The organism is Kitasatospora sp. NPDC002543 (genome assembly GCF_053594915.1).
This window is the reverse complement of sequence record NZ_JBSFWR010000004.1, coordinates 75315-99087: the sequence shown is the minus strand read 5'-3', so window position 1 is coordinate 99087 and position 23773 is coordinate 75315. Positions and strand designations below refer to the sequence as shown.

Annotated in this window: 22 protein-coding genes; 10 read left to right on the top strand and 12 right to left on the bottom strand. The window is 72.1% G+C overall.

The features are described 5' to 3' along the window. Positions 1–62: 62 nt before the first annotated feature. Positions 63–452: a hypothetical protein gene (locus ACWD4P_RS03420; protein ID WP_359826159.1), complete on the top strand. Its 390-nt coding sequence runs from the start codon at positions 63–65 to the stop codon at positions 450–452. Positions 453–1231: 779 nt separating this feature from the next. Here the strand turns inward: ACWD4P_RS03420 and ACWD4P_RS03415 are convergent. After that, positions 1232–1813 carry a TetR/AcrR family transcriptional regulator gene (locus ACWD4P_RS03415; RefSeq protein WP_359826157.1) on the bottom strand — a complete coding sequence of 194 codons (582 nt, stop codon included), beginning with the start codon at positions 1811–1813 and terminating at the stop codon, positions 1232–1234. A 167-nt stretch (positions 1814–1980) separates the two neighbouring features. On the opposite strand from ACWD4P_RS03415, the gene ACWD4P_RS03410 reads away from it, so the two are divergent. Together ACWD4P_RS03410 and ACWD4P_RS03405 are read left to right on the top strand one after the other, a co-directional pair. Further along, positions 1981–2331 carry an antibiotic biosynthesis monooxygenase family protein gene (locus ACWD4P_RS03410; protein WP_449778405.1) on the top strand — a complete coding sequence of 117 codons (351 nt, stop codon included), beginning with the start codon at positions 1981–1983 and terminating at the stop codon, positions 2329–2331. A 156-nt stretch (positions 2332–2487) separates the two neighbouring features. Beyond that, positions 2488–2922 carry a DUF4267 domain-containing protein gene (locus ACWD4P_RS03405; protein WP_359826152.1) on the top strand — a complete coding sequence of 145 codons (435 nt, stop codon included), beginning with the start codon at positions 2488–2490 and terminating at the stop codon, positions 2920–2922. 304 nt (positions 2923–3226) lie between these two features. Here the strand turns inward: ACWD4P_RS03405 and ACWD4P_RS03400 are convergent, their stop codons facing one another. After that, positions 3227–3880, bottom strand: coding sequence for a hypothetical protein (locus ACWD4P_RS03400; RefSeq protein ID WP_449778404.1), 654 nt, complete (start codon positions 3878–3880; stop codon positions 3227–3229). A 111-nt stretch (positions 3881–3991) separates the two neighbouring features. Here ACWD4P_RS03400 and ACWD4P_RS03395 point away from each other — a divergent pair, with 111 nt between their 5' ends. Next, positions 3992–4621 (top strand): TetR/AcrR family transcriptional regulator, encoded by a 630-nt coding sequence (locus tag ACWD4P_RS03395; RefSeq protein WP_359826146.1) that lies wholly within the window; start codon positions 3992–3994, stop codon positions 4619–4621. Positions 4622–4911: 290 nt separating this feature from the next. Here ACWD4P_RS03395 and ACWD4P_RS03390 read toward each other — a convergent pair whose 3' ends face one another. The 3 genes from ACWD4P_RS03390 to ACWD4P_RS03380 form a co-directional block, all read right to left on the bottom strand. Next, complete coding sequence (locus tag ACWD4P_RS03390; protein WP_359826144.1) at positions 4912–5475, bottom strand: hypothetical protein; 564 nt, start codon at positions 5473–5475, stop codon at positions 4912–4914. A 178-nt stretch (positions 5476–5653) separates the two neighbouring features. Further along, a complete protein-coding gene (locus ACWD4P_RS03385) occupies positions 5654–6982 on the bottom strand; it encodes a hypothetical protein (protein ID WP_359826142.1) in 1329 nt (442 codons plus the stop codon). Continuing rightward, positions 6982–8226: a hypothetical protein gene (locus tag ACWD4P_RS03380; RefSeq protein ID WP_359826140.1), complete on the bottom strand. Its 1245-nt coding sequence runs from the start codon at positions 8224–8226 to the stop codon at positions 6982–6984. Before ACWD4P_RS03380 ends, ACWD4P_RS03385 begins: the two co-directional genes overlap by 1 nt. A gap of 326 nt (positions 8227–8552) precedes the next feature. On the opposite strand from ACWD4P_RS03380, the gene ACWD4P_RS03375 reads away from it, so the two are divergent. The 4 genes from ACWD4P_RS03375 to ACWD4P_RS03360 all read left to right on the top strand — a co-directional run bounded on the left by ACWD4P_RS03375 (position 8553) and on the right by ACWD4P_RS03360 (position 12740). Further along, complete coding sequence (locus ACWD4P_RS03375; protein ID WP_449778403.1) at positions 8553–9845, top strand: DNA sulfur modification protein DndB; 1293 nt, start codon at positions 8553–8555, stop codon at positions 9843–9845. A gap of 426 nt (positions 9846–10271) precedes the next feature. After that, positions 10272–10586 carry a hypothetical protein gene (locus ACWD4P_RS03370; RefSeq protein WP_359826135.1) on the top strand — a complete coding sequence of 105 codons (315 nt, stop codon included), beginning with the start codon at positions 10272–10274 and terminating at the stop codon, positions 10584–10586. A 214-nt stretch (positions 10587–10800) separates the two neighbouring features. Further along, positions 10801–12129 carry a S28 family serine protease gene (locus ACWD4P_RS03365; RefSeq protein WP_449778402.1) on the top strand — a complete coding sequence of 443 codons (1329 nt, stop codon included), beginning with the start codon at positions 10801–10803 and terminating at the stop codon, positions 12127–12129. Between the two features lie 200 nt (positions 12130–12329). Next, positions 12330–12740, top strand: a complete 411-nt coding sequence (locus ACWD4P_RS03360; protein WP_449778401.1) for a VOC family protein — start codon at positions 12330–12332, stop codon at positions 12738–12740. Here ACWD4P_RS03360 and ACWD4P_RS03355 read toward each other — a convergent pair. After that, on the bottom strand, positions 12737–13561 hold the full coding sequence (locus ACWD4P_RS03355) for a helix-turn-helix domain-containing protein (protein ID WP_449778400.1): 825 nt from the start codon (positions 13559–13561) through the stop codon (positions 12737–12739). The genes ACWD4P_RS03360 and ACWD4P_RS03355 overlap by 4 nt on opposite strands. Before the next feature lie 136 nt (positions 13562–13697). Next, positions 13698–15212 (bottom strand): MFS transporter, encoded by a 1515-nt coding sequence (locus ACWD4P_RS03350; RefSeq protein WP_449778399.1) that lies wholly within the window; start codon positions 15210–15212, stop codon positions 13698–13700. A 254-nt stretch (positions 15213–15466) separates the two neighbouring features. On the opposite strand from ACWD4P_RS03350, the gene ACWD4P_RS03345 reads away from it, so the two are divergent. Continuing rightward, a complete protein-coding gene (locus ACWD4P_RS03345) occupies positions 15467–16231 on the top strand; it encodes a TetR/AcrR family transcriptional regulator C-terminal domain-containing protein (protein WP_359826123.1) in 765 nt (254 codons plus the stop codon). Positions 16232–16367: 136 nt separating this feature from the next. Here ACWD4P_RS03345 and ACWD4P_RS03340 read toward each other — a convergent pair whose 3' ends face one another. Then, complete coding sequence (locus ACWD4P_RS03340) at positions 16368–17141, bottom strand: isocitrate lyase/PEP mutase family protein (RefSeq protein WP_449778398.1); 774 nt, start codon at positions 17139–17141, stop codon at positions 16368–16370. Then, entirely contained in the window at positions 17138–18715 is a 1578-nt protein-coding gene (locus ACWD4P_RS03335) for a hypothetical protein (protein WP_449778397.1), read from the bottom strand. Before ACWD4P_RS03335 ends, ACWD4P_RS03340 begins: the two co-directional genes overlap by 4 nt. 151 nt (positions 18716–18866) lie before the next feature. On the opposite strand from ACWD4P_RS03335, the gene ACWD4P_RS03330 reads away from it, so the two are divergent. Then, positions 18867–19568, top strand: coding sequence for an ArsR/SmtB family transcription factor (locus ACWD4P_RS03330; protein WP_449778396.1), 702 nt, complete (start codon positions 18867–18869; stop codon positions 19566–19568). Between the two features lie 49 nt (positions 19569–19617). Here ACWD4P_RS03330 and ACWD4P_RS03325 read toward each other — a convergent pair whose 3' ends face one another. From ACWD4P_RS03325 to ACWD4P_RS03315, 3 genes are all read right to left on the bottom strand, one after another. Beyond that, positions 19618–20127, bottom strand: a complete 510-nt coding sequence (locus ACWD4P_RS03325; RefSeq protein WP_449778395.1) for a DinB family protein — start codon at positions 20125–20127, stop codon at positions 19618–19620. Positions 20128–20178: 51 nt separating this feature from the next. Next, positions 20179–20976 (bottom strand): VOC family protein, encoded by a 798-nt coding sequence (locus ACWD4P_RS03320; RefSeq protein ID WP_359829726.1) that lies wholly within the window; start codon positions 20974–20976, stop codon positions 20179–20181. Positions 20977–21135: 159 nt separating this feature from the next. Further along, positions 21136–23583: a terpene synthase family protein gene (locus tag ACWD4P_RS03315; RefSeq protein WP_449778394.1), complete on the bottom strand. Its 2448-nt coding sequence runs from the start codon at positions 23581–23583 to the stop codon at positions 21136–21138. Positions 23584–23773: the final 190 nt, after the last annotated feature.

Below are 23773 nucleotides of genomic sequence, written 5' to 3'. Positions count from 1 at the left end.
CCGTCGGGAGCCCTCACCTGTGCCAGGCCAGAGCTTACATATACTGCGGCTATTCGAAACACGTGGGCATTGCCTATATTGGGATGACAGTCGGTGGCAACGGGATCTTTGGTCGCTGGGGTGACCACCTAGGGCGCGCACTAGAGAAATCCTCGTTCCGTCGACGGCTTCATGAATTTGATGATTCCGCATGGGGTCGACTTGATGATCTCGTGATTCTTTGGGCTGAAATTGGAACCGCAAGCGAATTCCTGACAGTTGAAACAAGCCATCGCGAGGGTGTCGAGTACCTCGTTCAGCGGCAGCTGCGCACCCTCCTTGCCAGGGAGAAGCCTTCCTTGACTGTAATTAGCAAGGTTCGGTCAAACCGCACCGTCCAACTCCCGATGGTTCAAGCTGCGGCGAATGAGATTCTAGGGCATTTTAAAAAGCATTTTAACAATTCGGAGTGAGCTCTGTCGATCTCTCAAATGGATAGGCCACCTTGGTTGGCGCTATGGTGCTCGCGCCCCTTCTCCCAGAGATCGTCTGCCCACGCCACGACTGCAGGAACCGTTGGCGCTGTGGATCGTGGATCACCGGATCAGCGCCGGACAGCTACCCCTTCTGGCTCTGACTCTGACTCTGACTCTGACCACTATGTCCCCACGTCCCAATCGCGGCTCTGAGCCGGGAAGACCGCGAGGGGGCCTCAGGGACTCCTGGCCGGCTCGCGCTCAATCGCTGCTTGACTACCAGTGGTGGGGGCTGGTCAAGCAGAGACCTCTCGTGTGGGGCGCCTCACGCAGCTCGGCGCCCCGGCCAGAATAGACTTGGCAAGCGTGAACCTGGGGGTGTGCAGTCTCATCTGTAGTCTCATCCGCCGCCGTTCGGGGACGTTCGAACCAAGCGGCCTCCTACACGCTGACTTGCGGATTGGACTTCGCCGAACGGGGGCGAATCGGGGCGGGCAGAGTTGGAAAGCGTGTTGGGGGCAACCCCTCACGAGTTCGAATCTCGCATCCTCCGCCTTGATCGAAGGCCCCGACCGGTTCGCCGGTCGGGGCCTTCGTCGTATCGGGGTTCCGGCCGCGCTCCCGCGGGGCTGTGGGCAGGGACGCGGGGCGGACGACCGGGGAGAGGGCGAGGCTGGTGCCGGCGGCGGCCGCCGCCAGGGCTTCCCCGGCCAAACCCGCCTCACCCGGCCCGCGGATCGGCGCCCTCGTCGCCGGGGGCTCCTTGTCGCGGATCCTCAGGGTGTGGGTGCAGTGAGGTACCGCTGGATGGTGGGGCCGACCCAGTCGACGATCTCCTCGGGGCGGAGCGCCACGCTCGCCGGGAACCGCAGGACGTAGCGCGTCAGGGCGAGCCCGAGCACGGTGGAGGCGCAGAGGGCCGCCCGGGCCTGGGCCTGTTCCGGCTCGGGGCTCACCCGGCGGGCCAGCGGGATCAACTGGTCGCGCAGCACGCTCTGGGTGCGCTCGGCGACGATCGGGTCGGTGACGCCGACCCGTAGCAGCGCGGTGAGCTCCTCGTTCTCCTCCCACAGGGTGAGGAAGTGGCGCACCAGCGTCCGGCCGATCTCCTCGCGCGGTTCGACGGGCAGGCCGGGCAGGCCGGGGTCGATCGAGACGGCCGCCGCGAACAGGCCGGCCTTGTTTCCGTAGTACCGCATCACCATCGACGGGTCGATCTGCGCGTCGCGCGCGATGGCCCGGATGGTCGCCTTCTCGTAGCCGTCGGCCGCGAACCGCTCGCGGGCCGCGGCGAGGATCATCGAGCGGGTGGCGTCGGAACGCCGGGCGGCCTGCGGGTTCTCTGTACTGCCGGTCATGCCAACAAATGTAGGCCAACGCTTGTTGACAGTCCAGGAGTCGCAGCCCTACGTTGGCCAACAAGCGTTGGCCAACGGGCGTTGGCAAGAGCGCGCCGCCGAATCCGGTGCGGCGCCGGCCGGCCTCGGTGCCGGTGGACGACCGAGAACGAGAGGAAGGATCGACCATGGCCGAGGTGCGGAGCCTGGACCCGAGCACGCCGCTGTTCGCGCAGGTCGAAGAGGAGACCGGGCCGATCGTCCTGGCCAACACCTTCGTCGTCCCGGAGGAGAGGACCGAGGCGTTCCTGGTCCTCTTCCGCAGGCAGGCGGAGTTCATGGAGGCCCAGCCGGGGTTCGTCTCCCTGCAGATGCACAAGGGGACGGCAGGCAGCCGGCTCATGATGAACGTCGCGGTCTGGGAGTCGACCCGGGCGCTCGCCGCGGCACTCGGCAACCCCGAATTCCAGCGCATGGCCGCCGAATTCCCCGACGGCGTCGTGTCGTACCCGCACATCTTCGAGCGGGCCGACGTCTGACGCGGCGGCTGTGGCCCGGGGAAGGGCAGCCGGAGCAGCCCCGCCCTCACCCGCCCCATTCGCGCCATCCGCGCCATCCGCGCCGGCCCGCGCCACCCGGCGCGCCCTCGGCCACCCGCTGAACCGCGCCCCGGAACGAACCCCAGGAGAAGCACCGTGACACTGAAGAACGTCAACACCGTCCTGGTCACCGTTGTGGCCCTGTTCGTCCTCTACCTCGGACTGATCTTCATCCTGGCCCCCGGGTCCTTCACCCAGGGCGTCGGGCTGCCGAACCCGCCTGTCGGCGACGCCGGCGGCTTCCTCGTCATGAAGGGCAACCGTGAACTGGCGATGAGCCTGGTCATCGGCATCCTGCTTGTGACGGGCCACCGCCGCGCCCTGGGCTGGGTCCTGTTGATGGAAGCCGTCGCCCCGTTCGGAGACATGATCAACGTCCTGACCCACCACGGCTCCCCCGCCGCCGCGTTCGGCATCCACGGCCTGACCTCGGTGCTGATCACGGCCACTGGACTGCTGGTCCTCCGCGAGACCGGCAAGACCACCCTCCGAGCCCCCGTCCCGGCGTCCGCCGAACCGACGCCCCGATGACAGCGGCGGCTTCCTGGTCGTCACGGGCGTCCGCGACGCCTTCCCGACAGTTGCTCCCGCTGCCCGAGCTCGGCCACTGACCACGGCCACGGCTCCGGTCTCGGTTCCGGTCTCGGTCTCGGTTCCGGTCTCGGTTCCGGTCTTGTTCGCTCAGGAGAATGGGAAAGCGTGTCGGGGGCAACCCCTCACGAGTTCGAATCTCGCAGCCGCCGCCTTCACGAAGGCCCCGACCGGTTCGCCGGTCGGGGCCTTCGTCGTGCCGGGGTTCCGGCCGCGCTCCCGCGGGTGGCGCGGGTGGCGGGGGTCAGGCCGGGCGGGTGGCCAGGCGGCGGGCCGTCCACGCGGCCGCGGCGAGGGCGAATCCGTAGACGGAGACGAGGCCGTGGCCGTTGTCCTGGGCGAGCCAGACGGCGAGGCCGAGTGCGGGGACGCCGGCGGCCAGGGCGAGTTCCTTGGGGACGCGGGTGCGGGCGAGGAAGGCGAGGGCGAGGGTGGCGCCGAGGAAGTAGGTGGCACCGGAGCTGCCGGCGAAGTTGCGCGGGTCGGTGCCGGGGCCGTCGCCGAGGCCGAGCAGGGTGTCGATCCGGCCGGGCAGCAGGATGCCGGCGAGGAAGAAGCCGAGGGTGAGCGGGCCGCCCCAGTACCACTGGGCGAGCGCGGCGACGGCGGCGAGGGTGACGAGGTTCCACAGACCGCCGAAGAGGCCGCCGTTCTGCATGAACACCGAGGTGAACTCGCGCCACCAGCCGGACTTGGCCGGGTCCGCGTCGAGCGCGTCCATGGCGCCGGGCCAGACCAGCTGGAGCAGCACGCCTCCGACGGCGAGTGCGGTCAGGCCGATCGCCGCCCACGGGAGCGGCCGTCCCCGCAGGGTCTCTCGGCCGACCACGCCGAGCCCGCAGTTGACCATCATGACCATCAGCGCGGCCGTGGTCACGTTGAAGACGATCGCCCCCATTGTCTGGCCCCTCCCCCCGGTTCCGACGTTTTCCAACGCCGTTCGAAACTTCGACGACGCAAAGCTAGCACAGCTTTCGAACAGTGTTGGAAAACGTTGTACGGTGAGTCCATGAAGCTCACCAAGGACCGCATCGTCGACGCGGGCATGGCCGTCTTCGCCGAGGTCGGCTACCAGAACCTGTCCATGCGCCAGGTCGCCGACCGCCTCGACGCCCACGCGGGCAGCCTGTACTACCACGTGCGCAGCAAGGACGAGCTGCTCGCCCTGATGGCCGACCGCGTCTGCCGCCGGGCCTACGACACCGGCACCGACGCCCTCGCCGCCCTCCCGCCCGACGCCACCTGGCAGGACCGCATCGCGGCCCAGGCCGCCACCCTGCGGCTGAGCATCAGGCAGCACCCCGGCGGAGCCCAGCTCCTCGCCGAGAGCCCCGGCACGCTCAGCACCGGCGCCCTCTCCCTGATGGAACGCCTGCTGCGCACCCTCCTCGACGCCGGCCTGCCCGCCGACCACTGCGCCATCGCCGCCGACACCCTGCTCAGCCACGTCACCGGCTTCGTCCTCCAGGAGCAGAACCAGCCGACCACGCCACCGCCCGTCACCGCCGAGCTCTACGCCGAACTCCGCGAGCGGTTCCCCCTGCTCATGGACCCGTCGATGCCGCGCCCGAGCCAGGACGAGAAGTTCACCCGAAGCGTTCGCCTGCTCTGCGCCGGCTTCGCGGCGGCGCCCGCGTAGCGGCCGTCGCCCGATCCGGCCCCACCGGCCCGGCGAAATTGTCTCCCCGAGCGGCACGCCCTCCGGACTCCGCCGGAACCCGCGGACAGCGGGAACCGAACCCGCCGTCCGCGTCACTGCCAAGTCCGCCCGATCCCACCACGATGCCGGGCCCGGCCCACCGGGCGGCCGGTCCTGGCTTCGGTCTCGTCCACCGTCCGGCCAGGTTCAACCGCTGACCGGTGGTGTGGTCAGCTGGTTCTGCTCCTGGAAGACGAAGCCGGGGCCGCGGCACCGCGGTGGCAGGGTCGTCATGGCAGCAGCGCCAACTGCTGTCCTCCCCAATCCAGGCCGCAGGGACGGCTCTCGGCCAGGCGGAGGCGTTCGTCCCGGGACACCAGGGCCGCCGCTATCCGGGTGGAGAGTCGATCCCGCAGACGCGCCCAGTCCGCTTCCCTGCGTGGTGGGACAACCTGGACCTCGTCCAGCAGCAATCGCTCGGCGGTCGGTCCGCGCGGGGTCCACCACTGGCCGTCCGACCTGCTCTCGATCCGGGCCGACTGCCGCAGTGCGTTGCGAAGCGACGCCTTGTTGTACCGGTAGCCGAATCCTTTGAGGCAGTAGTCGAGCGCGGCGGCGGTCAGCGGCCGGTCGGCCGCAGCCAGCACCAGCCGGCCGGCATCGTCGAGGCAGCGCGGACCGGGCATCGGTCCGTGCCGGTAGAGGCCGTACACCCCGGCTCCGGCCCAGCAGAACCGCCGGTCACCGGCGACTGCCACCTTCGCGGAGGTCTCCGCGATACGGCGGGCGTGGTCGTGTTCGGCCAGTCGCACCAGGTCCCTCACGTGCACCGGTCCGGAAACGGAGCAGGCCACCGAGTACAGGATGTCCGCCTGGCTGCGCCCGACCGGTCCGCGGCAGCCGCAGCGGCCTGCCTCCCACGGCCCCAGCAGCGATCCACAGTCGCCACAGGGCGCCTCGTCCTCCGTGCCGGGTCGAACCGCGCTCACCTCACCTCACCTGGGCCGTCGCACCGGTTCGTCGAGGCCCGCATCATCCCCGGCTCCAGTCGAGCGCCACCGGACCGGCCGGGAATCCCGCGCCGGGGTCCTCGGAGACGGCGGAGCTGAGGCTGTCGAGGAAGCGGCGCACGTCAACGGCGTCGATGTCGTCGAGGTTCTCGGCTGCCGCCGCTTCGAGAACGACCTGCGCCTTGCGGAGCACGTCACGCGGTTTGCGGTTCGACCTGCCGAACAGCTCCGCCACCGCCGACTCGGTCAGCGGGTAGAGGTCACCGGGGGTCCTCGCCGCGCCGGGCTTCACGGCTGCTTCGAGATACTTGAACAGCAACTTGCCGGCCTCCGTGACGTTCCGCAGGCCGGGCAGAATCACCGTGCTGCGCTGGTTCGCCACCGTGGTGTCGAAACTCGGGAGGTCGGCCAGCTCCCAGGCGGTCCCGATGGTCAGTGCGGCCCTGGGGTGCATGGTGACGACCACACTGAGCATGTCCGCCATTGGCAGGGTCTCCACAATCACGTCGCGGAAGCGCTCGGTCTCCAGATCCCGCTTCGCCCTGGCCATCGTGCTGCTCGCCAGGTCTTCCAACTGGTCGCAGCAGAGAAGGACGTGCTTCATCCCCGCGGCTGCCGCGAACAGGAGGAAGGTCGCCAGGTAGACCGCGCCGTTGCGGGTGCGCGAGGCGGGCTTGATCCGGTCGAGGTACTCCGCAGCGATGTTCGGGTCCGCGTCGCAGAGCGCCACGATCAGTTTGTCGTCCGGCGGGCCCAATGTCCGCCCCCGCAGGGACCGGTGGACGTCGGCCACCACCTTGAGCAGCGCCCGCGGGTCGTCGCTGTCGGCCCGCGCTATGAGCTCCAGCCGCAGCCGCTCAGCGAGGGTCGGCTCGTCGCCGACCCGGAAGTCGGTGGCGTACTCGACCGCGGTGAACAGCGCCGCACCGAGCGAACGGATCTGTGCGGTGTCGAAGCTGGTCAGCAGGCCGCAGATCGGAACCTCGGCAGCATCCTCCTCGTCCAGCCCGCTCGACAGGTAAGCGGTCCTGCCGAAGTCCTTGTTGAGCAGCCCGGTCAGGTGCTGCATGAGTACGGACTTGCCGAAGCCGCGGGCGTCCGAGTCTCCCGGGGCGGTTCCCGTCGACCACAGGTAGCCGAACTTGAGCCCGGAGTACGCCGCGCCCAGGACGAACTTGTTGATCGATTCCTGGAGTTGTTCGGCATTGACGTCCGGCTCGTACAACAGGCCGTTCTCCCTGATATCGGAGCCGCCCAGACGGGCGATCCCGGTGATCGGGAACGGGTTGTTTCGCAGGCTCCAGCGCTTCCTCATCCACACCGGACCGGGAATCGCTGCAAGTGCGGTCATCAGGGACGGACCTCCTCGTTCTGGTGCGCCTGATCGACGCGGATGATGTTGAAGACGCGAGGCATGCCGCCCTGCGCCGACATGACCAATGGTCTGGTGGAGGGCGGCGTCGCGCCGTGGGTCGCCTGATCCAGGTGCACCCGGAAACCGAGGCCGGGATAGTCCCCCCGGAGGGCGCCGAGGACGGCCGCATCGAACTCGTCGTCGCTGATCCGCTGGTGCCAACAGACCGCGGCTCGGAGCCGCCAGACCGGGAGGTACATGTCGCCCGCAGCATCGCCGCGCTGGCGGAGCCAGATCTGCGGCAGTGCCTCCAGTGCGGCCCGGCGGGCCTCCGGTCCGACCGACCGACGGATGGCCACGTCCGCGCCACGACCCGATACCTCGGACGTGGCCCAGAAGCGGAGGGCGGGCGGCCCGGGCGCGTAGTAGCTGAAGTTGGCCAGCCCGAGGAACCTGCACCATCGGCGCAGCAGTTCATGGCTGATGTAGTCGAGGCTGCAGCCGGCGGCGCTGAACGCCACCCGCACCATGGCCTCCTCGCAGGTCGTGATGAAGAGCTTGCGGCTCATGATCCGCTCCCGCGCGCGCAGCCGTTGTTCGGCCCGACCGACGTACCCGCGCACTCCGTCGTCGATCACCTCGCGTTCTGCGCTCCAGCCGAGACTGCCCTGGGCGGCCGCATCCACCGCGTAGTCGACGAAGTCGCCGAGGAAGTCCTGGTGGGAGTGGTGCGTACGGCTGTCGAACTTGAGCAGTGGGATCGTGAGGTGTGTGGAGAGGCTGCCAGGCCGGGCTCCTACCAACCGCAGGAAGCCCTCGAACTGCGGATGGGCGTCCAGCATCACCCCCACCAGGACGTTGTACGCTGCCAGCCGTTGACGCCCGACCAGGGTGGTCCACTCGGCGCCTCTCTCGGTCAGCCTGAACGTCACATCGGAGTGGGCGTAGGCCGATTTGGGCGTCGAGGGAAGGATGTGACGCTCGACCCACCCGAGTCGCATCAGCTCCTTGAGCACGTCCACCGTGTTGTGCACGTGACGTTTCCCGTCGGCCAACAGGCGGTCCCACTTGCGCTCGTCGAACGAACCATCAGTGTCGCTTTCCCGGGCCACCTTTGCCGCCTGCCCGACCAGCGCGCAGCGGATCTCATTGAAGGTCCGCCCCTCGGCCACCGCTTGTGCTGCCACCTCTATGTAGGCCAGATCCTGAAGCCGGGGAATACCGGAGCCGCCGACGCTCACCTGCCGGCCTCGATCCGGCAGCACGCACCACGGTCGCTCTGCGGCCGACCGGGATCCCCAAGCATGCACACGTAAGCCTCCCTGAGCCAGATCCACGACTTGACACCACCAACTGACCACAGCAGCAGTCTCGTTGGCAATGACTAGAAAGATGTTGTGGATCTCATGGGGCATGAGAGCCGCAACATCCATATAAAACGCAAAGATTCGCGGTTCTCGGCTTCAAAGCCCATGAACGCACCTAGAGTTCTGGTCAGCGCACAGGCCTTCCGGAATCCGGCCCATCTGGTGCGCTTCCAGCACTGAGCCGATCCGAGAGGCATCCGATGACCGACCCGCGTGAGCCCGAGTACGTCGACCAGGTGGACCTCACCCGCGGGCGACCGTTCCGGCTCCAGCAGGTATCCGATCAGCGCTACTTGGCCATCATGCCGTGGGGCCAGCTGCACAGCATCGTGCCCGACCCGCGCCCGGCCGAGATGCCCCGGATGAGGCAGTACCTCTCCCCCGCGCAGCGGGAACAGGCCGAGCTGCGCAACGAGATCCAGCGGGCCATCCAGGGGACGAAGAAGAAGGCCAACGCCAGGGACTACGCCCGGTACATCGCCGACGGCCTGCGCGGCATCCGCGACGAACGCTGGGCCACGCCCCCGTTCGCGCTCTGGCTACCCGGAGACATGGACATCGTCCGCTTCAGGACCCCGTTCGGGGACGACCTGCTGGCCTACATGCCGTTCGATGCCACAGGTGTCCTGGTCGACGCCGAAACCCAGCACCTTGCACACATCATGCTCCTGGAGGAACCGGCGGCTTACGGGCTGACCAAGGGGCAGGTCTCTCAGCGACTGGTCAGCGTGGAGATCTACCACCAGATCAGCCTACGCGGAGCCCGCCAGATCTTCCACGACCGCAACCTGCTCGGAGTCATCCCCAACAAGAACGTCGCACTCGCCGCGGACTCGTCCAACCTCGCCACCGACATCACCCACTCGCTGCTGGAGAACGTCGTCCTCCCGGCCTCGGCCGAGGGCCAGGAGACCCCGCTCGGTCTGGTGGTCTCCGCACGCCCCCGTCAGCTGAAAGCCACGGACACCGAGTGGATGACGCTGTCCTCCTTCCGCGCGTTCGTGGTGACCGCGATCTTCGGCCGGTCGGGCTTCGACAAGACCAGCGGCCCCATCTCCGATCTGCCCGAGGGGTGCACCCCCGAGCTCGCCAGGCAGTACGTCGGAGCGGCCGCCAAACTGATCCTCGGCTCCTTCGCCGAGCACTTCGAGCGCCGGACGGAAACGGTCATCGCTGCACCCGCCATGCTCGCCGCACTCGGTGCCGTCGCCTACCGGTCGATGCCGTGGAGCCCCGAGCCCCGCCGCAGCCCTGAGTCGCTGCTCAAGCTGTTGTCGGACGTCCGGTGGGCACGCGACCCCAGGTTCTGGGACGGCACCGTGGGCAAGGCGACGACCGACGCACGAACCGGCATGCGGACGCTCTCGCTGGCCGGCGGGGTCAAGGACAGCGGCTCGAAGACGGCTGCCGCGCTGGAAGACCTGGCTTCGCCCCGGTACCAGCAGATCCGCGGCTACACCCAGCCCGCGGTTACGGATTCGGTCGCATCCTGAGGTCCGGACTGCCCATCACTCCCGGTTCCGCGATGCCGAGGCACCCGGCATCGCGGACCCCACTGGTGGGAGCCACCGCCCCATCCCGGGCGAGATCCGTGGAACTCGGCGTCCCGGTTGACCCGCGGCATCGACGACCGGGGGAGCGATACGCCGCGTGAGCGAATCGGACGGCTTCTGGCTCGAGCCACCACCGCGGCCCTGCGGGCCGGTACCGTCGGCACCCCCGAGTGTCGCAACACCCAGCAGAGCGCCCAGCGGGCCCTGCTGCAGCGGCCACCGCCCTGGTCGTCGAGTGCCAGGCATGGGCGGCCTCCTGGGAAGACGGCTTCCAGCTGATCGGCAGCGCCGCCCGTGGACGGGGAGTGCGCTGTTCCGGGTGTCTGACGGGCAGTCTGGTGGCTTGTCCGGCACAAGGAGTTGATCATGTTTTCGTCCCGTGAAACCCATCTGGTCGTCCTGCGCGAGCTGGATGTCGTCCGTACCGCCCTGCAGGAGGAGCTGGCCGCCGCCGGCCCCGAGGAGCGGCCCGGCCTGGAGCGCGCCCTGTCCGTCCTCGACGGCATGGGCCGCAACGAGCAGCAGCTGAAGGCCAAGTGGGTCAACGGCCTGCTGGAGCAGACCGGCATCGATCCGCGCACCCAGGAGGTCCGCGCGGTCCGCGAGTTGCGTCGCGCGGTTCCCGGCCTCAGCCTCGTCGCCGCCGTCGACCTGGTCAAGCAGGTCACCGCGGCTGTCTGACGGGCGGATTGGGCATCGGTCTCGGTCGACGGCCGGTCGGGCCCGGCGCCCCGGACCTCCGGGAGCGTCGGTCGGCCCGGCCGACGGACGGACGGTTTCTGCCTCGCCCGGGGCGGTGGCTCCCTCCCGGGAGGGAGCCACCGCCCCGCCCCGGCGGGATCCGTGGAGCGAGGCGTCCCGGTTGACTGGGGGCATCGACCACCAGGGGAGCGACATGCTGCGCGAGCGAATCGGACGGCTGCTGGCTCAGGTCACCGCGGCGGCCCTGCTGGCCGGTACGGCCGCGGTGCCCGCCGCGGCGGCGCGGGGAGCGGGGCCGGTCGACATCCGGACGGCCATCGAGGCGGTCCCGGGTCTGCGGGTCCTGGAGGAGCGGCCGGCCGCGCCCGGGTTCCGCTTCTTCGTCCTGACGCTGCGCCAGCCGGCCGACCACCGGCACCCGGAGAAGGGCGGTTTCGAGCAGCGCCTCACCCTGCTGCACCGGGGCACCGCCCGGCCGACCGTGCTGTACACCAGCGGCTACACCGTCTCCACCGGGCAGTTCCGGGTGGAGCCCGCCGAGTTGCTGGACGCCAACCAGGTGAGCACCGAGCAGCGGTTCTTCGGCACCTCGCGGCCCGAGCCCGCCGACTGGACCGACCTCGACATCCAGCAGGCCGCCGCCGACCACCACCACGTGGTCGAGGCGTTGCACCAGGTCTACCGGGCGGCGTGGATCTCCACCGGCGGGAGCAAGGGCGGCATGGCCACGGTCTACCACCGCCGCTTCTACCCGCAGGACGTGGTCGGCTCGGTCGCCTACTCCGCGCCGAACAACACCGACGACCACGAGGACTCCGCCTACCTCGACTTCCTGCGCACCGTCGGCACCTCCGAGTGCCGCAGCGCCCTGCGGGGCGCCCAGCGGGCCCTGCTGGAGCGGCGCACCGCGCTGGTCGACAGGTACCAGGCATGGGCGGACTCCCGGGGCGACGGCTTCCGGCTGATCGGCAGCGCCGACGCGGCCTTCGAGATCGCCGTGCTGCGGGCGCCGTTCATGTTCTGGCAGGCCCGCGGGCAGGCCGCGTGCCCGGCCGTGCCGGCACCGGACGCCTCCGACGACGCGCTCTACGGCTGGCTCTCCGACACCGCCCAGCTTCCGGTCTACGCGGACTCGGTGGCGAACCAGTTCATCCCGTACTTCTACCAACTGGGCACCCAGCTGGGGTACTTCCCGGTCGAGACCGCCCACCTGGCCGACCTGATCCGCCACCCCGGCGCCACCGAGCCGCGCAGCTTCGTTCCCCGCGACGTCCCGCTGCGCTACCGGCCGCAGGCGATGCGCGACGTGGACCGGTGGGTCCGCACGCACGGCGACCGGCTGATGTTCGTCAACGGCAGCGCCGACCCGTCGGTGGCCGAGCCGTTCCGGCCGGGCCCGGGCTCCCGGGACTCCCATCTGTTCCAGGTGCCGGGCGGCACCCACTCGGTGCGCATCGCCCAACTGCCCGCCGCCGACGCCGCGACGGCCTCGGCCACCCTGCGGCGCTGGGCGGGGGTGTAGCAGCCGGGCCCGCCGCCTCGCTCACCGCCCTCCCCGGAAACCCGCACCTCGGCCTGGCCGTCGGCACCCGGCAGGGGCCGTCCTCGTACGCCCCCGGCTGTCCCCGGACCGGGGCACGCGCGTCGGCGCCGCTCGGGGGCCGGCGCCGGTGTCCGATTCGTTCAAGACCGGGGGTTCCGGTGGCGCCTAGCGTGGCGGGCATGAACAGTACTTCTGCGCCGCGGTTCGCGTTCGTCGGGCTGGCCGTCTCGGATGTGGCCGCGTCGGTGGCCTTCTACCGACGGTTGGGGGTGGGGTTCCCGGAGGAGGTCGAGGGGGAGCCGCACGTCGAGGGCGAGTTGCCGGGCGGGCCGCTCCTGGTGCTCGACGCCGAGGCCACCATCCGGTCGTTCCACCCCTCCTGGCAGCCGCCGAGCCGCGGCACGCGGTCGGCGCTGGCGTTCCACTGCGGGAGCCCCGCGCAGGTGGACGCGCTGTACGAGGAGCTGACCGGCGCCGGCCACCACGGGGAGTTGAAGCCGTGGGACGCCTTCTGGGGGCAGCGCTACGCCGTGGTGCACGATCCGGACGGCAACGGGGTGGACCTGCTCGCACCCCTGCGGGGGAACTAGCCGAGCAGCAGTTCCGTCATCGACATGCCCGCCAACTCCCGTACGTCGCGGGCCAGGTGGGACTGGTCCGCGTAGCCGGTCCGGGCCGCCGCCGCGGCCGGCGGGACGCCGGTGCGGGCGAGTGCCAGGGCGCGCTGCATGCGCAGGATCCGGGCGAGGGTCTTGGGGCCGTAGCCGAAGGCGGCCAGTGAGCGGCGGTGGAGTTGGCGCGCGCCGAGGCCGACCGTCCCGGCCGTCGCGGCGACGGTCCGGCCGGCGGCGAGCGAGGCGGCCACGGTGCGGATCAGGGGGTCCTCGGGTGGCGCCTCGGCGGCCAGCCGCAGGGCCAGGGCCTCCAGTGCGGCGGCCGGGTCAGGGGCCGCGTCGATGCGTTCGGTGAGCCGGCGGACCGCGGCGGCGGGCCGCAGGTCGGCCAACTCGACGCGGCGGTCCCGCAGTTCGTGGGCGGGGACGCCGAGCAGGGCGGGGGCGGCGCCGGGGCGGAAGCGTACGCCCGCCCATGGGCCGCGCAGTGCGGGGTCGGGGCGGAAGGCGCGGGTGTCCGGTCCGGCGACCAGCAGCCGGCCCGCCGTCCACAGCAGGTCCATGCAGCCGTCGGGCAGGACGGGCCCGGCCTGGGCGCCGTCGGCGCACCGGTCTGCGCACCTGTCTGCGCACCGGTCTGCGCACCGGTCGTCGCCGCGCCCGGCTCGCGTACAGCCGGCCGCCGTACAACCGGCCCCCGTACAACCGGCCCCCGCGCGCCCGACGGCCCGCTTCGTCCAGACGACCGCGCCGGGCAGTCGGGACGCGCGCTCCTGGTACGGGGAGGACGGGGCCATGACGCGAGGCTACGCGCCGCGGGGCGGGAGCGCGCGAACGGACGTCGGCCCCGGCTGCACGGGGCAACCGGGGCAACCGGGGCCGACGGGGCAACCGGGGCTGACGGGGGTCCGACCGGTCCTGCCGGGCGGGAGGTCAGCCGACCGGCTCGGCGGCGGGCTCCACCGGGGCCTCGGCCCCCGGGCCGCCGGCCTTCCGGCCGTCGCGCATCAGCACCAGGGTGAGCGCCGCGGCCGCGACGACCGCGATGCCGCCCACGGTGAAGGTGGTGGAGGTGGCGGTGTTGAACGCCTCCCGGGCGACGGCGACCAGTCCGCCGTCCCCGGTGGAACCGGCCGTCGAGAGCGCCCCGGTGATGTCGTGGCGGGCGGCGGCGGGGGCCTCGGCGGGCATGGCGCCGGTGTAGGTGCTGGAGAGCACGGTGCCGAGGATGGCCACGCCGAGCGCCGCGCCGGACTGCTGGATGGTGTCGTTGAGCGCGGAGCCGACGCCGGCGTGCTCGCTGGGGATGGCGCCCATCAGCGCGTTGGCGGCGGCCGGCATGCCGAGCCCGGAGCCGACGCCGAGGACCAGCATGGCCAGGGCGACCTTGGTGAAGCCGTCGCCGACCGAGAGGGTGGCCAGCAGCCCGAAGCCGGCGGCGATGATCAGCATGCCGATCGAGGTGAGCACCCGCGCCGGGACCTTCTTGCCGAGCACCGCGCCGATCGTGTTGAACACCAGCGAGGCGACGGCCAGCGGGAGGAAGGCGAGGCCGGTGTCGGTGGGCGAGAACTCCAGCACGAACTGCAGGTGCTGGGTGAGGACCAGCATCAGCCCGCCGGTGGCGAAGGTCAGCAGGACGAGCGAGAAGCTGGCGCCGGTGAAGACCCGGTTGCGGAACAGCTTGAGCGGGACCATCGGCGAGTCGGTGCGGACCTGACGGACGGCGAAGCCGGTCAGCGCGGCCACCGCGAGCAGGAATCCACCGAGGGTGCCGGCGCTGGTGAAGCCGTCGCGGGGCAGCACGATGATCGACCACACCAGCGCCGTCATGCCGACCATCGACAGCACCATGCCCGGAAGGTCGGGGCGGCGCCACGGGCCCTTGGACTCGGGCATCAGCAGCATCGCGGCGACGATGGCGACCGCCGCGATCGGCACGTTGAGCAGGAAGACCGCGCCCCACCAGAAGTGCGCGATCAGCACGCCGCCCAGAACCGGTCCGCCGACCAGGCCGACCATGGCCACCGCCGTCCACGCGGCGATCGCCTTCGGGCGCTCCTCGGCGTCGAAGACGGTGATCAGGATGGAGAGGGTGCTCGGCATGACCAGCGCGCCGCCGACGCCCATCAGGACGCGCCCGGCGATCAGCTCACCGGGACTGCCGGCGTACGCCGCGACCAGGGAGGCGGCTCCGAAGAGCACCAGTCCGACGATCATCACCTTCCGCCGTCCGAAGCGGTCGGAGAGGCTGCCCGAGGTGAGCAGCAGGCCGGCGAAGACCAGGATGTACGAGTCGATGATCCACTGGATGTCCTGCGCCCCGGCCTTGAGGTCCTCCGCGATCGGCGGGATGGACACCGTGAGCACCATGTTGTCGATCACCAGCACCAGGCTGCTGAGGCAGAGCACGACCAGGATGAGCCAGCGCTGCGGATGACGTTCCACGGCGTTTCCCCCTTCGAACTTCGGATCGGGCGCGGGCTGTGGCCGCGCGGAAGTCGTCGCGGGCACACCGACCTCCGTCCCCAGGGGTACGGTGTGCGCCACTCCGAACACTGTACGGTCACCGCACACCGTTCGCAACGCCGTACGCCGTTCCACCTCCGCACAGTGTTCGCACCGCCGTACACTGTGCGATGGAACGTGTGGAAAGCTGCACCGAACCGGACCAGGTCCGGACGATTGGTGAGGAGGGCCCGATGGCGGCCAAATCAGAGGACGGTACGACCCCGGGCATCCCCCTGCCGTGGAACCGACCCCAGCGACGGCGGGAGCAGCCCGCCCTCAGCCGCGAGCAGATCGTCGCCGAGGCCTTCGCGCTGCTGGACTCCGACGGCATCGAGGCGCTGAGCATGCGCAAGCTCGCCGCCCGGCTGAACGCCGGCGCGACCTCGCTCTACACCCACGTCGCCAACAAGGACGAACTGCTCGCCCTGGTCGTCGACCACATCTTCGGCACCCTCCCGCTGCCCGGGGCCGAGGGCTCCGAGGACCCGAAGGTGTGGCGTGCCAAGGTCATGGAGAGCGCCGAGAGCATGCGCGCGGTCATCATCCGCCACCCGTGGATGGTCTCGGTGATCGGCGACGTCGGGATGATCTACCTCGGCCCCAACTGGATGCGGCTCTCCGAGAACCTGCTGGCCGTGATGGACGCGGCCGGTTTCGAGATCTCCGAGGCGAACGACGCGATGGCCGCCGTCATGGGCTACACCATCGGGACCGCCTGCGTGGAGGCCTCCTGGGTGACCGCGCTGGCCCGCAGCGGCCAGGACGAGCAGGAGTGGATGGACCGGCTCCTGCCCACCGTCGTCGAGGCCACCAAGGCGTTCCCCCTGCTGCACCGGCTGTACACCACCGAGGTCCCGGAGGAGGTCGCCGTCGGCCGGGACAGCACCTTCGCCCGGGGCGTCAACGTCATCCTGGACGGGATCGAGGCGACCATGGACGCCCGCCGCCGGGGCTGAGCCCGAGCCCGGCAGCCGGCCCGAGCCCGGGCCCGTGACGCCCCACCGGCCCGGTCGGCGCCGCACGCCGAGCCGGCCCGCGCCGCACGCCGGGCCGGCAGCGTGCCCGGCTGCCGGCCCGCCTCCTGAACGGCGCTCAACTCCCGCTGAGCGCCTGCACCTCCGCGTAGCCCGGCACCGGGCCGACCGGCTCGCCGGCCGCGACGGCCGCCGCCGTGGCCACCGCCGCCGCCAGCGCGGCGCGGTACAGCAGCGAGCCGAGGCTGACCCGGGCCACCCCGAGCGCGGCCAGCTCGGCGAGGCCCGGGCCGGAAGGCGTCCACAGGATGTTGAGCGGGACGGCCACCGCCTCGACCAGTCGGCGGATCACCGCCGGATCGGCCGCCCCGGGCACGAACACGCCGTCCGCGCCGGCCTGTTGGTAGGCGTCCAGGCGTCGGAGCGTCTCCGCCTCGGGCGCGTCCTGCCCGCACCAGTAGGTGTCGGTACGGGCGTTGACGAACAGCTGCGGCGCGGCCGCCTTCACCGCCGCGATCTTCTCGGCGTGGCGGGCGGCCGGGGTCAGCGTGCCGTCCGCCCGGCCGTCTTCCAGGTTGATGCCGACCGCCCCGGCCCGAGCCAACTCCACGGCCAGAGCGGCGACTTCACCCGGATCGTCGCTGAACCCGGACTCCGCGTCGACGCTGAGCAGGAAGCCGGCACGCCCGAGCCGGCGTGCCAGCCGTACGGTCTCCGCGCGGGTGGCGGCGGCACCGTCGGGCAGACCGGCGACGGCCGCCACGCCCAGGCTGGTGGTGCCGATCGCGGGGTGGCCCTGGGCGGCGAGGGCGACGGCCGAGGCGTGGTCCCAGGCGTTGGGGAGCAGCAGCGGGTGGCCGGGACGGTGGTGCAGGGCGGTGAAGGGGGTCATCCGGTCTTCTCCATCGGCTCGTTCGTACGGTTTCCGGTCGTGTGCGCCGGGCCGCCCGCGCGGGCGCCGGGGGCTCCCGTCACGGCCCCGGGGCCCTTCGCCGGATCTCCCGCCCGGTCGGCCGCACCCCTGACCGCGCCCGACGGGCTCCCGGCCGGGCCCGACGGGCTCCCGACCGCGTCCGCGTAGTAGTGCCCGGCCCCGGAGACGTGATGGACGATCCGGCGGAAGCTCCAGCCCCTCCCCGGCGAGTCGTCCAGCCACTCGTCCGGCAGTGCGGCGACCCGCCGGGACCAGATCCCGGCCAGCCGGGTCAGCCGGCTGCGGGCCTCGTCCAGGTCCGCGGGGGTGAACGGGGCGAGATCGGCCGGGGTGGTGACGCCGGAGGCGTGCCAGTGGTCGGGCTCGGTCGGCTCGCCGACCAGTCGGGCCTCCAACTCGGCGAGGTGGTCCACGAGATGGTCCGCGATGCGTCGAACCGCCTTGTGCGGCGCGTAGGTCCGACCGTCGGCGTTGACGATCGGGCGGCCGTCCCAGGCCGTCCAGCCGGCGGCCAGGGCGAGCACATGGTCGACCATGTCCGGTACCAGGGCGGCCAGTTCGGCCTTGCCGAGGTCCGGCTCCGACGGATCACCGACGGAATCACCGGCCGGATCACCGGCGGAACCACCGGCGGAACCACCGGCGGACTCACCGGCGGGCTCGGCCGTGTCCGCCGGATCCGAAGCGCCGTACAGGATGCCCTCCGCGAGGACCACGGCCTGCGAACGGCCCGGGCAACTCCTGGGCGGGGCACCGAAGGTGAGCGCGACACCCTCCGGCGCCCCGGACTGGGCGGCGGCGATGTCGAGCAGGACCGGTGTCCCGGCCGGCACCGCGACCCCGCCGATCTCGGTCGCCCGGACGGCGAGCCTGCGCATGGTCCGCAGCGGCGGGTCCGTGCGCAGCACGCCGGCGATCCCGTCCTCGTGCCGGCGGGCGCCCTCGACCAGCGCGGCGGTGGCGTCACAGGCCTGGACGAGCAGGCCGATCCGGTTCGCGGCCGTCTCCTCGTCCCGGTCCTCCATCGCGGGCAGCAGCCGGGCGACCGCCGCGTCCGCCGCAGGGTCGTCCGGAGCGTCGGCGAAGTACGCCCGGGACACGACGGCCACGTCGCGTGCCACGGCGTCCGGGTCGGCCAGGCCGAGCTCGGCCGCGAGCACCCGGACCACCCGCCGCCGGGTATCGGGATCGAAGCCGCCGGCCGCGGCCACCCGTAGCCGGTCCGGGTCCAGCCGCTCCAGGTCGGCCAGTACCAGCGCCCGGCGCCGGGCGTGCGGTTCACCGGAGCAGAACCGGGCGACGGCGGACCGCAGCCAGGCCACCGTGCCGGGGGCCGCACCGGGCGCGGCGGCCACACCGGCCGAACCGGGCGCGGCGGGCGGCGGGACCAGCGCCGGGTCGGCCAGCGCCGCCGTCACGTCGTCGTAACGGGAGAAGGTCACGGTCTCGTCGTGGCGGGAGGGGCCCCTGGTCGCGTCGTGGCGGGAGAGGTCCCTGGTCGCGGGGCCGGGGGCCGTCGTGGTTTCGCTCATGCCGCCATCGTGGCCCCGGGTCGTTTCGGTCCCGGCCGAAACGTGCCGGGGCGATCCTGGGGGCATGTCCCAGGCTCCGCTCCCCCACGTGGCCGCGCCCCCCTCCCCGCCCGGGCCCCCGCATCGCCCCCGGTGCCCCGACCATGGAGGCATGACGCTCGCCGCCTTCGCCGCCCTGCTCGCCGACCCCACCCGCGCCGCCATCTGCGTCGCGCTCCTCGACGGCCGCGCCTGGACCGCCGGCGAGCTGGCCCGGCACGCGCGCGTCGCACCGTCCACGGCCAGCGAGCACCTGTCCCGGCTGACCGCGGGCGGGCTGCTGGCCGAGGAACGGCAGGGCCGGCACCGGTACGTCCGGCTGGCCTCCCCCGCCGTGGCCACGCTGATCGAGGACCTCACCGCCTTCGCCGAGTCGGACTACCGCGCCGGCCCCGCGACCGCGCCCCGCACCCTGGCCGAGGCCACCCGGACGAACGCCGAGGTCCGCGCCCGCACCTGCTACGACCACCTGGCCGGGCGCCTCGGCGTGGCCGTGTCGGACGCGCTGCTCGCCCGCGGCCTGGTCACCGAGGAGGGCGGGCTGGCCGTCACCGGGCGCGGCCGGGAGTGGCTGGCCGAGCAGGCGATCGAGCTGCCGGCGCGCGCGGACCGCCGGGGCGGACGCCCGGTGGTGCGCAGCTGCCTGGACTGGTCTGAGCGCCGCCACCACCTGGGCGGGGCGCTGGGCGCGGCCCTCTGCCGGACCGCCCTGGACCGCGCCTGGGTGGAGCGGATCGGCTCCGGCCGCGCGCTTCGCGTCACCCCGGACGGCGGCCGGGCGCTGCGCGAGCTCCTCGGCGTGGAACTGCCCTGACGACCGACCGCGACCGCTGGACCGTCCCCGGCCACCACCGGCGCACCGCTCAGCCCATCGACTTCGCCCCGTCCAGGGACTCCCGGATGATGTCCGCGTGCCCGGCGTGCTGCGCGGTCTCGGCGATCAGGTGCAGCAGCACCCGGCGGGCCGACCAGGTCGTGCCCGGCGGGAACCACGGCGCGGCCGGCAGCGCGTGGGCGAGGTCGAGGTCTGGCAGCGTCCGGACCAGCTCGTCCGTCCCGTGCGCCACCCGCTCGTACTCGGCGAGCAGCCCGGCCAGCGTGTCGCCCTCCGTCATCCGGAACTGGGCCTCCCAGGCGTCCGCGTCGCCGGGGCCGTGCTCGCCGTCCCTGCCCCGCATCGCCTCCGCGCCCCCGGTCATGAACCGCGCCCAGCGCGCCTCGACCGCCGCCACGTGCTTGATCAGACCGCCCAGGCACAGCGCGCTGGCCGTGGTGCGTTCGGCCGCCTGCGCGTCGGTGAGGTCCCGGACGGTGCGCCGCAGCAGGCCGCGGTGCTTGTCCAGCGTCTCGACCAGTTCCTCACGCTCACCCATCGGCCGCCCCCGCCGTGCGCCGCGTCGACCGCCCCGCGGCCCGCCGCCCCATCAGACGTCCACCGTCCTCGGCTGCTCGCCGACCGTCCGTCCGAGGTCGATCAGCCCGAAGGCCGCGCCCTGCGGATCGCCGACCGCCGCGAAGCGGCCGAACGGACTGTCCATCGGCCCGACGTACACCTTGCCTCCGCCGGCCGTCAGCCGTCCGATCGCGGCGTCGACGTCGTCCACCGCGAAGTAGACGCTGATGTAGGACGGCGCCTCGGGCGGCAGGAAGTCGCCCTCCGCTCCCATCCGCCCCAGCACCGGCCGATCGCCGACCCGGAACATCCGGTAGTCGAAGTCCCCGCCCTCCATCTTCAGCACGCCGTACGGGAAGACCGCGGGGAAGAAGGCGTCCGCCTTCGCGGGCTCGCGGGTCACCAGCTCGGCCCAGCTGTACGCGCCGGGCTCGCCCTGCTTCTCGAAGCCCTCGTGCCGGTCGGCCTGCCAGACGCCGAACGCCACGCCCGCCGGGTCCCTGGCGATCACCATCGTGCCGAAGTCGCCGACCCGCATCGGGCCCATGACCACCTCGCCGTCGTTGGCGCGGATCCGCTCCGCGGTGGCCGCGGCGTCCGGCGAGGCCAGGTACAGGCACCAGGCGGACCGGGCCTGCGCACCGGGCATCGGCGGCACGATCGCGGCGACCGCCCGGCCGTCGGAGTACGCCTGGGTGTAGTTGCCGTACTCCGACGAGCTCTCGCCGAAGGTCCAGCCCAGCACATCGCCGTAGAACGCCTTCGCGCCCTCCAGGTCGGTGAACATCGCGTCGGCCCAGCAGGGCGTGCCCTCAGGTAGCGCAGCCATCTCTCTGCCCTCGTGTGTGGCGAAGTGCGCGCGCCGGGAGGGCGCCCGCCCGCCCCCGGTTCGCCAGCCTAGCCATGCCGCGGCGCACCCGCACGGGATGGCCCGCGCGGGTGCGCCGCTGCCGCCTCAGCCCCCTGCCGTCCCGGTCCTCCGCCCCGGTCAGCGGCCCGCCGACAACCGCAGCGAGGCCGTGCCCAGGCCGGTCGGGCCGAGCGGCACCGTGCCGGTCGGGACGGGGGCCCCCGGTCCACCCGGTGCGGTCGGTGCCGTCGGCGCCCCGACGGCCGCCGCCGCGGCCGCCCGACGGGCCTGCGAGGCCTCCGCCAGGTCCCGTTCGGCGCCGAAGTGCCGTTCCAGGTCCACCGGGCCGTACCGGCGGCAGTCCCGGTGCCACCCGAGGATGCCGGCGAGCCAGTTCTCCAGCTCCACCACGTATCCGTCGAGCAGCTCCCGGGCGGCTTGGTCCAGCCCGAAGTCGTCCTTCAGCACCGGGAGTTCCTTTTGCGCGACGTGCTGGAACTGGCCCAGCCGCGCGTGCATCAGGTCGTCGACGATCCGGACCGCCGATTCGTAGTCGCAGTTGAAGAAGTTCTGCACCACCAGGACGGCGTTGTGCAGCTCGCCCTCGTACTCGACCTCCTTCTGGTACGAGAAGAGGTCGTTCATCATGCACGCGTAGTCCATCGCGGAGTTCTCCAGCGCGCGCATCGAGCCGTGGTCGTACACCTCCGGCGGCACGGTCTGTCCGTGGCCGAGGCGGGAGAGGCTGGTGGTCAGCTCGGAACCGAAGGTGGAGCGGCGCATCTCCAGGTAGTCCACCGGGTCCGGGATCCGGTTCTGGATCTGGTTGGCCAGCTCCCAGATCCAGCTGTCCACCATCGCCTCGACCGCCGTCCGGAACCGGCCCCTGGCCTCGACGGTCATCGGACCGGCGGTGCGCTCCCAGAGGTCGGCGAGGCCGCGCTCCAGCGCGTTGGCGGGCTCCGGTGCGGGAGTGCCGTCCACCGGCATGAACAGCGACAGCCGCGCGTTGGCGGCCTTCGCGCCGCCCAGGTCACGGGTGCGCCCGAAGGCCCTGGGGTAGTAGTCGTCGGCCCAGGTGCCCCAGGCCAACCAGGCCGAGGCGATGTCGAGTTGGTCGGCCGTGGCGTCCGGGTGGATGCCGGCCGCGCAGAGCGGGAGGTCGTAGTCGCGCATCGACGCGGGGTCCCAGACGCCGGACGCGGGGTCGCCCGGCTCCGCCGAGAGCAGTCCCATCCGGTCCGCCCACTCGACCACGCGCTCCCGGGCACCGTCCAGGTGAGGGCTCAGCCGGAGCTCGTACGGCAGCCTGAACTCGGGCAGCCTGGAGGGCCCAACAGCCTGGTACGGCACGTGGCCGTACGACCGCGCCCGCCGCTTCTCCGGGCCCGCCGCGCCCCTGGCGACCGCCGTCGCGTGCATCCCCGCCGAGGCCGCCGGGTCTGCCGGGCTCGCCGGGGCCGTCATGGCGGTGCTGCGCAGGATGTCCAGCGCCGAGGTGCCGATGCCCCCGATCGCGTACTGGTCCCACCAGTTGCCGGCCCCGGCCCCGCCCGATCCGGGCGTCACCCCACCGCCCGACCCCCCGGCCGTGCCACCACCGTTCATGTACCGGCTGGAGCGCAGGTGCCACTCGTGCCCACCGGACTGCCAGTCCTGGAGGCCCTTGACGTACGCCGTCACCCGGGCACGGCCCGCCGGGTCCAGCCCGGTCTCGGCGAACAGCACCGGCAGTTCGGTGAACACGGTGTTCTCGAACTGCTGCAGCCGCGAGGTGAGCAGGTCGTTGACCGCCTCGGCGGCCTCCTGGGTGGAGCACTCCAGGAACCGCTCCAGCACCAGGATGCCGTTGCTCAGCTCGCCCTCGTCCTCCACCTCCCGCTGGTACGAGAAGATGTCGTTGCGCAGGTGCACCCCGTCGGAGAAGGCGTCCATCAGCACCCGCAGCGCCCGCGAGCCCGACACCTCCTCCGGCACCTCGGCCCCGGCCGCGTACTCGACCAGCTGCGCGGACCAGGGCGCGCCGCCGACCTTGCGGCGCATCTCGATGTACTCGACCGGATTGGCCACCCGGCCCTCGTTGATGTTGGCGAGCTCCCACAGCGACTCGTCGAGCAGGTTCCGGGTGCTCCTGGCGAACCTGCTCCGCCAGTCCTCTCCCATCGCCGGCACCGTGCGCCGCCACAGGTCGGCCAGGCCCGCCTCGACCGGGTTCTCCGGCTCGGGCGGCTCGGCGGCGGGGTCGGTGGGCATGAACAGCGGCAGCCGGTCGAGGTGGGCCTTGCCCGCCTCGCGGTCGTTGGTGCGCTTGTACATGTCGAGGAAGTGGTCGTCGAAGAAGAAGACCCACACGTACCAGTCGGTGACCAGCGACAGCGCCTCGGCGGAGGCGTCGGGGTGGGTGTACGCGCAGAGCAGCCCGTAGTCGTGCGCCTCCAGGTCGGCCTGATCCCAGATTCCGGACCCTTCCAGCATCCCCATCTCCCGGGCCCAGCCGGTGGAGTGGGCCCGCGCCTCGTCGAGATGGGGGTTGAGACGCGCCGGGTGCGGCACGTAGAAGGACGGCAGGGCAAACGGCTGGGTCACGGCGGGCGGGCCTTTCTGGACGCGTCGATTGGACCAAGGATGACGTGCCGTCAGCTCGCCGCACCGACACAACAGAATTAGTCATATGAAATGACTCGCTGCCCCCACGCAGAACCACTCACCCGGCCGAGCGCCCCCCAACTCCCCCCACGCCCCCACGCCCGCCCCCGTACCCACCGACACCGCCGAC